Annotated in this window: 15 protein-coding genes; 5 read left to right on the top strand and 10 right to left on the bottom strand. The window is 62.3% G+C overall.

Annotation, left to right across the window (positions count from 1 at the left end; translation table 11 throughout):
• Positions 1 to 97 precede the first annotated feature (97 nt).
• The gene (locus tag JM946_RS05710) at positions 98 to 523 is read right to left on the bottom strand and encodes a response regulator (protein ID WP_203166164.1); all 426 of its coding nucleotides are present in this window, start codon (positions 521 to 523) and stop codon (positions 98 to 100) included.
• Between the two features lie 360 nt (positions 524 to 883).
• Here JM946_RS05710 and JM946_RS05705 point away from each other — a divergent pair, with 360 nt between their 5' ends.
• Positions 884 to 1,285, top strand: a complete 402-nt coding sequence (locus JM946_RS05705) for a response regulator (RefSeq protein WP_203166163.1) — start codon at positions 884 to 886, stop codon at positions 1,283 to 1,285.
• 13 nt (positions 1,286 to 1,298) lie between these two features.
• Here JM946_RS05705 and JM946_RS05700 read toward each other — a convergent pair whose 3' ends face one another.
• The gene (locus JM946_RS05700) at positions 1,299 to 1,481 is read right to left on the bottom strand and encodes a hypothetical protein (RefSeq protein ID WP_203166162.1); all 183 of its coding nucleotides are present in this window, start codon (positions 1,479 to 1,481) and stop codon (positions 1,299 to 1,301) included.
• Positions 1,482 to 1,659: 178 nt separating this feature from the next.
• Complete coding sequence (locus JM946_RS05695; RefSeq protein WP_203166161.1) at positions 1,660 to 2,283, bottom strand: nucleotidyltransferase family protein; 624 nt, start codon at positions 2,281 to 2,283, stop codon at positions 1,660 to 1,662.
• Positions 2,284 to 2,412: 129 nt separating this feature from the next.
• Between JM946_RS05695 and def the strand changes: the two genes are divergently transcribed.
• Genes def through JM946_RS05675 form a run of 4 tightly spaced genes read left to right on the top strand, consistent with a single transcriptional unit; the run spans position 2,413 to position 5,341 of the window.
• Entirely contained in the window at positions 2,413 to 2,946 is a 534-nt protein-coding gene (gene def, locus JM946_RS05690) for a peptide deformylase (protein WP_203166160.1), read from the top strand.
• A 48-nt stretch (positions 2,947 to 2,994) separates the two neighbouring features.
• Complete coding sequence (gene gabD, locus JM946_RS05685) at positions 2,995 to 4,473, top strand: NADP-dependent succinate-semialdehyde dehydrogenase (protein ID WP_203166159.1); 1,479 nt, start codon at positions 2,995 to 2,997, stop codon at positions 4,471 to 4,473.
• On the top strand, positions 4,470 to 4,913 hold the full coding sequence (locus JM946_RS05680) for an OsmC family protein (protein WP_203166158.1): 444 nt from the start codon (positions 4,470 to 4,472) through the stop codon (positions 4,911 to 4,913). Before gabD ends, JM946_RS05680 begins: the two co-directional genes overlap by 4 nt.
• Positions 4,910 to 5,341 carry an OsmC family protein gene (locus JM946_RS05675; RefSeq protein ID WP_203166157.1) on the top strand — a complete coding sequence of 144 codons (432 nt, stop codon included), beginning with the start codon at positions 4,910 to 4,912 and terminating at the stop codon, positions 5,339 to 5,341. The genes JM946_RS05680 and JM946_RS05675 overlap by 4 nt, the downstream gene beginning before the upstream one ends.
• 16 nt (positions 5,342 to 5,357) lie before the next feature.
• On the opposite strand, the gene JM946_RS05670 is transcribed toward JM946_RS05675, so the two are convergent.
• The 7 genes from JM946_RS05670 to JM946_RS05640 all read right to left on the bottom strand — a co-directional run bounded on the left by JM946_RS05670 (position 5,358) and on the right by JM946_RS05640 (position 12,328).
• The gene (locus tag JM946_RS05670) at positions 5,358 to 6,236 is read right to left on the bottom strand and encodes a DUF4351 domain-containing protein (RefSeq protein ID WP_203166156.1); all 879 of its coding nucleotides are present in this window, start codon (positions 6,234 to 6,236) and stop codon (positions 5,358 to 5,360) included.
• 91 nt (positions 6,237 to 6,327) lie between these two features.
• Entirely contained in the window at positions 6,328 to 7,512 is a 1,185-nt protein-coding gene (locus JM946_RS05665; protein WP_203166155.1) for a multidrug effflux MFS transporter, read from the bottom strand.
• Positions 7,509 to 8,351 (bottom strand): S-formylglutathione hydrolase, encoded by an 843-nt coding sequence (fghA, locus tag JM946_RS05660; RefSeq protein WP_203166154.1) that lies wholly within the window; start codon positions 8,349 to 8,351, stop codon positions 7,509 to 7,511. The genes JM946_RS05665 and fghA overlap by 4 nt, the downstream gene beginning before the upstream one ends.
• Positions 8,352 to 8,384: 33 nt before the next feature.
• On the bottom strand, positions 8,385 to 9,494 hold the full coding sequence (locus JM946_RS05655) for an S-(hydroxymethyl)glutathione dehydrogenase/class III alcohol dehydrogenase (protein WP_203166153.1): 1,110 nt from the start codon (positions 9,492 to 9,494) through the stop codon (positions 8,385 to 8,387).
• Between the two features lie 89 nt (positions 9,495 to 9,583).
• Positions 9,584 to 10,342 (bottom strand): phosphatase PAP2 family protein, encoded by a 759-nt coding sequence (locus tag JM946_RS05650; RefSeq protein WP_218042604.1) that lies wholly within the window; start codon positions 10,340 to 10,342, stop codon positions 9,584 to 9,586.
• 58 nt (positions 10,343 to 10,400) lie between these two features.
• Complete coding sequence (locus JM946_RS05645; RefSeq protein WP_203166151.1) at positions 10,401 to 11,612, bottom strand: ABC transporter permease; 1,212 nt, start codon at positions 11,610 to 11,612, stop codon at positions 10,401 to 10,403.
• Positions 11,612 to 12,328, bottom strand: a complete 717-nt coding sequence (locus JM946_RS05640) for an ABC transporter ATP-binding protein (protein ID WP_203166150.1) — start codon at positions 12,326 to 12,328, stop codon at positions 11,612 to 11,614. The genes JM946_RS05645 and JM946_RS05640 overlap by 1 nt, the downstream gene beginning before the upstream one ends.
• Between the last annotated feature and the right edge of the window lie 5 nt (positions 12,329 to 12,333).

The raw sequence follows: 12,333 nt of genomic DNA, 5'->3' as shown, positions 1-12,333 counted from the left end.
GCCTTGAGGATGTCGCCGCGTTCCAGCGCGGGCGCGGTTTCGATCACAGCTTGAGCCATTTACTCACCCGTCGACGAGGCGCGGGGTGGATGGTCGTTCAGTCTCGGGGCGGCAGCTGAGCCACTGCCGCGATCAACGCTCGCTCCACATCCGCTTCGGTATACGGCTTCGCGAGGAAGCCCAAAGGTTGTGCGTCCTTGACCCGGTCGCCCAGCGATGCCAACGGCGCTCCGGTCATCAGCAAGGCCGGAATGCCATGGCGGGCACGCAACGCGATGGCGGCATCGATGCCGTCCCCTCCGTCGCCGGCCAGGCCAACGTCCACGATCGCCAGATCCGTCGGCGTGCCGGCCGCGAACGCCAGCGCGGTCCGCAGCGACGGCGCGATGCCGCTGACTTCATGGCCGAGATCGCGCAGCACTCCCTGCAGAAACAGGCTCACCAGCGATTCGTCTTCGACGATCAGTACGCGCAGCACTCGGGTGTCGGCGTCCGTTGCGGAGGAATCGGAATTCATTTGCATGCGATGAGCACGTCCACCGCGCCGCTACTCCCGGAAAGTTGTTGCGCTCACCGTAACCGCAGTCACCCGCGGCCACACCCATTGCACCCTGGCTCGCGGCACCTGAGAAATATGTCATTGTTTCGAGCCAGGTCGCGGCGCAGACCACCCAATGCTTGGCAAATGTAGAAAGTTCCGCGTCGCTACGAAACCACGGCAATGGTGTGCCTGGAATACTTACACAAAGTGCGTTATGACGTACTATTCTTAAGTTTTACCGTAAGTTATACGCACTGGCTGCGGCCGTGGAGTACACTGCGGCGCTCAGCGCTCGGGGTCGCCATGGTGGCCACCCGATAAGGACCAACAACCAAACGATCCATGACACATACACAGTCAGGTCCCACCCGCATTCTGATCGTCGAAGACGAGATGCTGGTGCGCATGTTCGCCGTGGATGCTTTAGAAGATGTGGGCTTCCAAGTGTTGCAGGCAGCCGACGCCGGCGAAGCGAGCACCGCGCTGGCGGGGGCATCGGATGTCGCCGCCGTGATTGTCGACATGGGCCTGCCGGATCGGTCCGGCGATCAGCTCGCGGCCGAGATGCGGGCCCAGCGTCAAAGCATGCCCATCCTGATCGCCAGCGGCCGAAGCGAGCGCGAGTTGAAGGACAAGTTCGCGTCCGACAAACGCATCGGGGTGCTGGTCAAACCATACACGGCCTCGATGCTCGTCAACGCGCTGGCGGCCCTCGGCGTACCCGCGCCGTCGCCTCAAGCCTGAGGTCGCGGCCGCGTCAGTGGCTGCGGCTCCACTCGTCCGGCCGGTTCTGTCGCTTCACCTTGCCGGGATTGGCGGCTTCCCCCTTGCGATAGCCACGTTCGAACAGCCGTTTACGAAACACGAAAATCGTCAGCGCAATCGCCAGCGCCAGCAGTATCACCACGGCGATCAGATTCTGTTGGAAAAATTCCTGCATGACGCATACCTCTGGTCCGCGAACCCTGCACGGGTAACGGCCGAACCGTCGGTGATGTTTCGGCCATCCGCGAAAAGTCGCTGCGGGCGCCGGCTGTCCTCAACGTTTGCGACGCGCCCGTAACCAGATCACTACGACGACGAACGCGATGAGCAGCAGGATGGCGACGATGCGCACGCTAGGTCTCCGAGATGCTGTAGGTCGAATCCGATCGTTGGAAACGTTCGGTCAGCTGCACGAGATCTTCGGGAGTGTCGAGGTCGATGGCGGCGTTGGCCATGGGTACGCGGGTCAGGCGGTAGTTGTTACGTTCGAGCACCATGCGAGCGCCCTGGTCGCCGCGTAGTTCGGAGAGCTCGCTGAAGGTGAGCCGCGGGAAGATGGCGGGGACGCCGACGCGCTGGTCGTAGACACTGGCGGCGATCATGCTTTCCTCGCCTTTCCATGCGCTCACCAGGCGCTTCAGGTCGTCGGCCGTGACCGCGACCTGGTCGCCCAGCAGCACCATCGCTGCATGACACGCCGGCGGCAGAGAGGCGATACCGAAGCGCAGGGAGGACGCCATGCCTTCCTCCCAATGCCGATTCACGATGACGGACGCGGGTGAATGCGCGAGTAGATGCGTCATTTCGCGGGCGTTCGCGCCGACCACGACCGTGACGGCGTGGCCGGCGACGGCCACGGCGTTCGAGACCACGATGTGCAGCGCTGGCCGGCCGGCCAGTTTCACCAGCTGTTTCGGCTGACCCAGACGCCTTGAAGCGCCGGCAGCGAGCACCAGAACATGAGGTGTTGATGACATGGTGACTGACAGGCAGGCAGTGGTGACTGTGGGATGACGGGCGATTGCGTTCAGATGGGTTAGGATGGCGATGGTACCAGCAAGCTCCCGAAACGACGTTCCTCAAGCTTTAGCGAGCCGGTTTTAGTCATGGCGGTCCGTCCGGTGTTGAGAATGGGTGATCCCGTGCTGCTGCAGGTGGCGAAGCCTGTGGAGCAGTTCGACACGCCCGAGTTGCATGCCCTGCTCCAGGACATGAAGGACACGATGGCGGCGTTGAACGGCGCCGGCATCGCGGCCCCGCAGATCGGCACATCCCTGCAAGTAGTGATCTTCGGCGTGGGTCACAATCCCCGTTATCCGCAGGTCGAGGAAGTGCCCTATACGGAGCTGATCAACCCCGTGCTGGAACCGCAGACCGACGCGATGGAAGAGGGCTGGGAGGGTTGTCTGTCCGTCCCCGGCATGCGCGGACTGGTGCCGCGTTACACCAAGCTGCGTTATCGCGGCTTCGATCCGCAGGGCCAGCCCATCGATCGCACCGTCGAAGGCTTTCACGCCCGGGTCGTGCAACACGAAGTCGATCACCTGCTCGGCATCCTTTATCCCATGCGCATCCGCGATCTGCGCACCTTCGGTTTCAACGAAGCATTGTTTCCCGGTCAGTCCCTCGTCGACGATTGAGTGTCGAGGACTGAGCCGGCTGACTCTCATTTCCAGTTGGAGCATTTCATGGCCGCCGCCCCACAGAGCACACTGTCCCTTCGCGATCCGGGTCTGTTTCGTCAGCAAGCCTTCGTCGGTGGGCGCTGGGTGGATGCGGACAGCGGCGCAGTGAAGCAGGTCTTCAATCCCGCCAACGGCGAACTCATCGGCACGGTGCCCAATTGTGGCGCCAAGGAAGCGAGAGCCGCGATCGAGGCCGCGGACAAAGCGCTGGCCGATTGGCGCTCGCGCACGGCGAAGGCGCGCGCGCAGCTGTTGCGTAAGTGGTTCGATCTGATCATGGCGAACCAGGAAGATCTCGCCGTGCTCATGACGGTGGAACAGGGCAAGCCGCTGGCAGAAAGCCGTGGCGAGATTGCGTATGCCGCCTCATTTATCGAATGGTTCGCCGAAGAGGGCAAGCGCACGTATGGCGATGTGATTCCCGCTCACGGCACGGATAAGCGCATCGTCGTTCTGAAACAGCCGATCGGTGTGACGGCGGCGATCACGCCCTGGAATTTTCCGACCGCGATGATCACCCGCAAGGCCGGCCCGGCGCTGGCGGCGGGTTGCACGATGGTGATCAAGCCTTCGGAGCTCACGCCGTACTCGGCGCTCGCCTTGTGCGTGTTGGCGGAACGGGCAGGCCTGCCCTCGGGAATCGTTTCCGTGGTCACTGGCGACGCGAAGCCCATCGGCGGCGAATTCACCAGCAATCCGCTGGTGCGCAAGCTGAGCTTCACGGGCTCCACGCCTGTGGGCAAGCTGCTCATGTCCCAGTGTGCCGGCACGGTGAAGAAAATCTCGTTGGAGCTGGGCGGCAACGCGCCGTTCATCGTGTTCGACGATGCCGATCTGGAAGCGGCTGTGAACGGTGCGATCGCATCGAAATATCGCAATGCCGGGCAGACCTGCGTGTGCGCCAATCGGATCTTCGTTCAGAGCGGTATTTACGATCGCTTCGCCGCTCGGCTGGCCGAGAAGGTATCCGCGATGAAGGTGGGCGATGGTCTGGATCAGGGCACGAGCATCGGACCGCTGATCGAAGAGAAGGCCATTGCCAAGGTTGAAGAGCATGTGCGCGATGCTGTCAGCAAGGGCGCCAAGGTGGTCGTGGGCGGCAAGCGAGCGGACGGCAATGGGCATTTCTATGTACCCACCGTGCTGACGGGCATCAAGGGCGACATGCTGGTGCTGCGCGAAGAAACCTTCGGGCCGGTGGCGCCGCTGATGAAGTTCGACACCGAGGAAGAAGTGATTCAGCTGGCGAACTCCACCGAGTTCGGATTGGCGTCGTATTTCTACAGTCGCGATATCGCGCGCGTGTGGCGTGTGGCCGAGGCGCTGGAGAGCGGCATCGTCGGCATCAACGAAGGCATCATTTCCACCGAGGTGGCGCCGTTTGGTGGCGTGAAGGAGAGCGGCATCGGCCGCGAAGGCTCCAAGTACGGCATCGACGACTATCTCGAGATCAAGTACCTGTGCATGGGCGGGATCCAATGAAGGCTCGCATCAAGTGGGTGCAGGACGTGATGTTTCTCGGCGAATCCGGGTCCGGACATTCCGTCGTGATGGACGGCGCACCTGACGCTGGCGGGCGCAATCTCGGCTTTCGGCCGATGGAGATGCTGCTGCTCGGCTTGGGCGGCTGCTCGGCCTTCGACGTCATGCTGATTCTGAAGCGCGGCCGCGAGGCTGTGACCGATTGCGTGGTCGACATCGACGGCGAGCGCGCCACGACCGACCCGAAGGTCTTCACCAGGATTCAGATGCACTACACCGTGACCGGTCACGCGCTCGACCGCAAAAAAGTCGAGCGGGCGGTGCAGCTGTCGGCGGACAAATATTGCTCGGCCAGCGCCATCATGGCCAAGACGGCCGAGCTGACTCACACCATCACCATCGTCGAATCTCAACCCACTGACTCTGGAGCAACGGCATGAAACGCACTGCATCCGCCGTTTGGAAAGGCGGCTTGAAAGACGGCAAAGGCGTCATCTCCACCGAGAGCGGCGTGCTCAGTGACAGCCAATATTCCTTTTCCACCCGCTTCGAGGAAGGCAAAGGCACCAACCCCGAAGAACTGATCGCCGCCGCGCATGCCGGCTGCTTCAGCATGGCGTTGTCCGCTCAGCTCGGTAACGAGGGGAAGACTGCCGAACACATTTCAACCGAAGCCGCCGTGACATTGTTGAAAACCGACGCCGGCTTCACCGTCACCGCCGTCCACCTCAAGGTCCGCGCCAAAGTCCCCGGCTCCACCCCTCCCGACTTCCTCCAGGCCGCCGAAGCCGCCAAGGCCAACTGCCCCATCTCCCGCCTGCTCAAGGCGGAGATCACGATGGATGCGAAGCTGGAAGGCTGGACTTGAGCGAGAAATTCGGCAGCTAGCTTTTCCGAGTGAGCGCTTCCTCCAGACTCGCCGCGGTTAACAACCGATCGCCGATCGCGTCCAGTTCCTCGATGGAGCTGGAGGCAAGCTGCTGTTCCAGTGCTTCATTCAGCGGGCCGAACCGCGCTCTGAGTTGGCGCGCAATCAGCGCCGCGCGCCCTTCCACGCGTCCTTCCGATCGGCCTTTCGCGAAGTAGTGCTTGGCGAAGTCGCTCTGATACTCAACTTTGAATTGAGGCATGGTCCGCTCCAGCAGGTTGCGCGCCGACGCGCTCAATGATCCAAGAATCCGGTCAAAGTACAATTCGGAGCGCTCAGAGTCGAGTCCCACGCTGACCCCCAGGGCCAGGGCAGCAAGCTCGACCGCCTTGAAGTCATCCGCATTCGGACAATGCACCATCGCCGCCAGCACCGCCAATTCCGGATAGGCTGCTGCCTCAGCGAGATCGGTGACTTCTGGGACACAGTCTGGCCCCAGAACTTTCGGGATGAACAGATTCGTACACCCAATGGGAATGGGTTTGCCGGCCCATTGCGCCACCGCAATGCTGTCGCAGACCACGAGCAAACAAACCGGGCACCGCCACCGCGAACGCAGGGTGGCTACGTAGGCCGGCCAGGTGAAACGTTTGCTGTCATCAATCGCCAGCTGAACCTCGAGAATGATACCGAGCACCGGCGCTCCGTTCGACAGGCGCAGTACAAGATCCGTGCGATATTCCGTGGGCTGAATCTCCGTGAGATTCGCGCAGTGAACACTCACATCAGTGTACTTCGGCAGATTTGCACACAACGCCTCGCTCAGCAGTTTAGGCGCGAGCAGCGGTTGATTGCGGAACAGTGCAAGAAGCGTTTCGTGAAGCTGCGACGGCATGCACGAAGCGTAGAGCCCGCGCCCATGCGGCAGCGACCTGAATTTCTCAAATAAGAAAGGTGATCAGCGAACGCGGCACCTCGAAGCTGTGCTACGTGAGCGTGCGGCGGATCCAGAGGTAGCAGAGTAAGGCGAGGGAGGCGCCGGTGGTCATGATGGCGGCGAGGGTGGAGACGGCGCCGTTGTTGAAGACGGCGACGGCGAGACCGCCGAGGGTGGTGAGGGTGGATTGGGTCGCGCCCATCAGGGCGGAAGCGGTGCCGGCATTGCGGCCGTGAGGGGCGAGAGCGAGGGCGGAAACGTTGGGGCTGACGCGACCGACGGTGACGAAGAACAACAACTGCAGCGACACCACGCCCCAAAGCGGCAGATGAAACAAAAGACTGAGAACGAGTAGCGCCGCGCCGAGCACGGGCGAAGCCCAGACATAGCGGGAAAGCACGTCACGCGGAGTCATCGTTCGCAACGCGCGCATGTTGAGCATGCTCGCCGTCATGAACGCCAGGCCATTCAAGCCGATCAGCGCACCGAACTGCTGCGCCGACAAACCATAGTTCTCAGTGATGACCCTGGGCGCGCCGGTGACGTAACAAAACATCGAGGTCATGGACAACCCGAGCAACAGCGACAACGCCATGAACTGGCGATCCCGCGTCAGCCGGCCATAGTTGCGCAGAACATCGACGATGCTCACGGCGCGATCCCGAGTGACGTTGGACTCCCGCAGCACCTTGTGCATCGTCAGCATCAAGACCAGCGCCAGCAGAACTTGAACGATGAACGTCGCCCGCCAACCGAAGTAAGTGACGATGACCCCACCGACGGCGGGCGCGAACACCGGCCCCAGAGCAACGATCATCGTCAAGGTCGTGAACGCGCGCGCCGCCTCGTGCGGCTCGCAGCTATCTCGCACGATCGCGCGACCGATCACCAAGCCGGCACAACCACCAAGCGCCTGCACCACGCGCATCACCGTGAGCATGGTCATGTTCACAGCCAACGCACAGCCCAGCGCGCCGATCATGTAAACAGCGAACCCGAAGTACAGCGGCGGCTTGCGACCGAAACGATCGCTGATGGGGCCGTAGAACAGCTGCCCGACGGCGATGCCGATGATGAACGCCGCCATCGTGACTTCGACGCCGCGCGCGCCGAACTCGCGCTCGATGCTCGGGAAGCCGGGCAAATACATGTCGATCGAGACCGGCCCGACGGCGGTCATCGCCGCAACCAGAATCAGCCAACCCGGCAGTCGTCGCGAACCGGCGCCGGTCAAGTCAGCAGCTGGCGGCCATGATGCCGCAAATGATCTTCCATGAAAGTGGCGATGAAGTAGTAGCCGTGGTCGTAGCCCGGATGCATCCGGAAGTGCAGCTCGCTACCCGACTCCCTGACGGCGTCCGCGAACAGATCCGGCTTCAATTGTTCCTCGAGGAATTTGTCGCGCGAGCCCTGATCGATAAGGATGGGCCGCGCATAGCGCTGCGCGCGAATCAACTCGCTGGCGTCATATTGCTTCCACGCATTGCGATCTTCGCCCAGATATCCGCTGAACGCCTTGATGCCCCAAGGCACCTGCGAAGGCGACGAGATGGGCGCGAACGCCGACACGGAAAGAAACTGCTGTGGATTGCGAAACGCGCAGACCAGCGCCCCGTGACCGCCCATCGAATGGCCGAAAATACCCTGACGATCCATGCGCGCCGGCCCCAGCGATTGCACGATCTCCGGCAACTCGCGCGTCACATAGCTATACATCCGATAGTTCTGCGACCACGGCTCCTGAGTGGCGTCGACGTAGAACCCGGCGGCCACGCCAAAATCCCAACTCGCGTCGTCGCCCGGGAAGCGCGCCTTGCGCGGGCTGGTGTCCGGCGCGACCAACATCATCCCCAGCTCGGCGGCGACGCGCTGCGCACCCGCCTTCATGATGAATGTTTCTTCGGTGCAGGTGAGGCCGGCGAGATAGTAGAGCACCGGCACCTTCTCCTTCTCAGCCCGCGGCGGCAGGTACACTGAAAACCGCATCTCGGAGCGACACTCGCGCGACTCGTGCGAATAAAAGCGCACCCAGCCACCGTAACTGGCGTGTTCCGAAATCAGATTGAGTGTCATGGCGCTCCCCTCCGGGTGAGTTGCGTTACGCGATCAGTAAACCACCACCGAACGAATCGATTCGCCCGAATGCATCAGGCCGAAGGCCTTGTTGATGTCCTCGAGCGGCATCTGATGAGTGATGAGCTCGTCGATGCGGATTTTGCCGTCCATATACCAGTCGACGATCTTGGGCACATCGGTACGACCGCGGGCGCCGCCAAACGCTGTGCCCTTCCACACGCGACCGGTCACCAGCTGGAATGGCCGGGTCTTGATCTCCTGCCCCGCGCCCGCCACGCCGATGATCACCGAAACGCCCCAGCCGCGATGACAGCATTCCAGCGCCTGGCGCATCAGCTCCACGTTGCCGACGCACTCGAAACTGTAGTCCGCACCGCCATCGGTCAGCGACACCAGGTACGGCACCAGATCGCCCTGCACCTCTTTGGGATTCACGAAGTCGGTCATGCCGAACTGCTCGGCCAGCGCCTTACGCGCCGGATTGATATCGACACCGATGATGCGATTGGCGCCAGCGAGCCGCGCGCCTTGAATGACATTCAAGCCGATGCCGCCCAACCCGAACACCACGACGTTCGCGCCCGGCTCCACTTTAGCGGTGTTGATGACGGCGCCGATGCCCGTCGTGACACCACAGCCGATGTAGCAAACCTTGTCGAACGGCGCGTCCTCGCGGATCTTGGCCAGCGCGATCTCCGGCATCACCGTGAAATTGGAGAAGGTGGAACAACCCATATAGTGATGCACAAGATCCTTGCCGATGGAAAAACGGCTGGTGCCGTCCGGCATCAGGCCCTTGCCCTGAGTGGCGCGAATGGCCGTGCACAAGTTGGTCTTCTGTGACAGGCAGGACTTACATTGCCGACATTCCGGCGTGTACAGCGGAATGACGTGGTCGCCCTTTTTCAACGAAGTCACGCCGCGTCCGACATCGACCACCACACCGGCGCCTTCGTGACCGAAAATCGCCGGGAACAGGCCTTCGGGATCCGCGCCCGAGCGCGTGAACTCATCGGTGTGACACACGCCGGAAGCCTTGATCTCGACCAGCACCTCGCCATCGCGCGGCCCGTCCAGATCCAGAGTCATGACTTCAAGGGGCTTGCCAGCGGCAAGGGCGACGGCGGCGCGGGTTTTCATCGATAGCGTGCTGGTGACCAAAGGAGCGAACGATTGTCCTCCTTCGCACGAAGCAGCGCCACCCTGGACGATCGGTCAGAAGTGCGTGGCTAGAAGCGCAGATTCATCTGAACCACGGCGCCGCCGTCCACCGGCTGGAGCGCGAGACTCGCGTTCGGCGCCGACAACCCCATGAAGGCGTCGTTGATAAACGCAGCCATGAAGTTGCCTAGCGCCATGCTGAAGAGCGTGTCCGCCGGATAATGCCAACCCGCTTCGATTCGCGCCCACGACGTACCGATAGTGAGCGCGTGCAAGCCCACATCGAGCGCGGCGCGCGTGCCGTCAGACATCTCGATCGATTGCAGGTTGCGAGACGCGAGCCGGGTATGTACGGCTGATGACGACGTGTGACCGGAAGGGAAGCTCTCGCCGTCGGCGCCATTCGGACGCTCGCGATCCGATGCTTCTTTCATATGGTTGGTGATCTGACCCGTGGCGCTCACGGCGGCGACGCCGACCAACGTTCCTTTCAGTTTATTGAGCAGCCACTCGCCGGGCGCATTGCCGCTCGGTGTCGCGGCAATGGTGACATAGTGAGCGTAGCTGGAGGCGGAGCGCAGATCGTCGCTCCACTGCCTGGCGCTGCGCTCAGAACCGAATACCGGTGTGTGCTCGCGCGCCCAGTCGGACGCGCGTCGGTCGAAGTCGTCGATTTGAAATGCGGCCGCGCCGAGCAATGGACCCCAGGTCCAGGGATCCTTCGCGGCGTTAATTGCGGATGTTTGGACGCGCTCCCAGCCGGGCAGCGGCGTAGCCTCTTCACCCCAGCCCTTGCCATCCGGCAATGTGCCGCATCCGGATAGCATCAGTACGCACCAGACGATCGCACAGCGTGATGGCATGACCCTCACTCATCTGGACCTGCTATTCGTGCCGTAGCGCCTCGATCGGATCGAGCTGCGCGGCGCGCCGTGCAGGGAAGTAGCCGAAGACGATGCCGACGGCGGCAGAGAAAGCAAACGATAGCACCACGATGCCGACGTTCAACACGAAAGGCACGTTGAAAGCGTTGGTCGCGACCGCTCCGGCCGCCAATCCCAGCGCGATGCCGATAATGCCGCCGAATGCTGCCAGCGTGACCGCTTCAATCAGAAATTGCAGTAGTACATCACGCGCCATCGCGCCGACGGCCAGGCGTGTACCTATTTCACGCGTTCGTTCCGTTACGGACACGAGCATGATGTTCATGATGCCGACACCGCCGACCAGCAAACTCACCGCGGCGACGGCAGCCAGCAACGTGGTGAGCACACGCGTGGTGGCCGTCATGGCACTGCTGATTTCCTTCAGGTCGCGGACGTTGAAATCGTCGTCGGCGCCCGGGCGAATCTTCCGCCGCTCACGCATCAGTCGTTCCAGGTCCGCTTGTACCTTTTCCGTCGACACGCCTTCGCGCGCCGACACCATGATGGAATTGACGTCGGCGTTGCCGACCATGCGTCGCTGTAACGTTCGCAGCGGCACCAGCACCAGATCGTCCTGATCCTGGCCGAAGCCGGACTGACCCTTGGCGCTGAGCGTGCCGACGATCTGACACGACAGATTCCTCAGGCGCATGCTGACCCCGATCGGATCTTCCTGGCCGAACAGCTCGCGCTGGACCGTGGCACCGATGATGCAAACGGCGGCGCCGGCACGCAGTTCGGAATCGGAGAAGTTGCGCCCGGTGGCGAGCGGCCAGTCGCGCACTGAAATGTATTGATCATCGGTGCCGGTGACCATGGTCGACCAGTTGGCGTTGCCATAGATAGCCTGCGCGCTGGTGTTGGCACTCGGCGCAACGGCGCGCACGCCGTTGATCTCGTTCTTGATCGCCTCGACATCAGCCATGCTAAAGGGCGGCGAGGAGGAGCGTGCGCCGCCCGGCCCGCCGAAGCCCTGGCCTCGAAATACCTGCAGCAGATTGGAGCCGAGCTTCTGAATGTCGGCCTGCACCTGCGCGGTCGCGCCTTCGCCGATGGTCACCATGGTGATCACGGCGCCCACGCCGATGACGATGCCGAGAATGGTCAACGTCGAGCGCAATACGTTGCGGCGGATCTCGCGCAGCGCGAGAACGATGGCGTTGGCGAACATTACAGTTCCCGCACCGGCTGGTTGACCTGATCGCTTTCGATGTGCCCGTCGCGAAAGCGAACCACGCGGCGGGTCCAGGCGGCGATGTCCGGCTCGTGCGTGACCATCGCGATGGTGATGCCACGCTGCTCGTTCAAGCTGGTCAACAGCTTCATGATGTCGATGCTGGTGGCGGTATCGAGATTGCCAGTCGGCTCGTCGGCAAACAGCACTTGCGGTTGCGAAACAATGGCGCGCGCAATGGCCACGCGTTGTTGCTGACCACCGGACAATTCGCTCGGCACGTGAGTCTCGCGCCCTCCGAGTCCAACTTCCTGCAATGCCTTGCGTGCCATCGCGCGCCGCTGTTCCTTCGGCACATGTCGATATACCAGCGGCAACTCGACATTCTCCAGTGCGGTCGTGCGACTCAGCAGGTTGAAGCCTTGGAACACGAAGCCCAGATAATTCCGCCGCAGTAACGCGCGTTGATCGGCATTCATGGTGCCCACGGGCACGCCAAGAAATTTATACGTGCCGCCGGTCGGTGTATCGAGGCAGCCCAGAATGTTCATGCAGGTGGACTTGCCGGAGCCACTCGGCCCCATGACGGCGACGAACTCACCCGAATGAATGCGCAGATCGATGCCACGCAGGGCACGCACTTCGCCCTCGCCGTGACCATAGATTTTGGTCACTTGCGACAGATCGATGACGGGCGTGGGACTGCCAGGCATGCCGG

Origin of the sequence: Steroidobacter gossypii, from assembly GCF_016801985.1 — a bacterium.
Lineage (GTDB): Bacteria > Pseudomonadota > Gammaproteobacteria > Steroidobacterales > Steroidobacteraceae > Steroidobacter > Steroidobacter gossypii.
The sequence above is the reverse complement of the archived record's forward strand: the minus strand, read 5'-3'. Positions and strand labels throughout refer to the sequence as shown.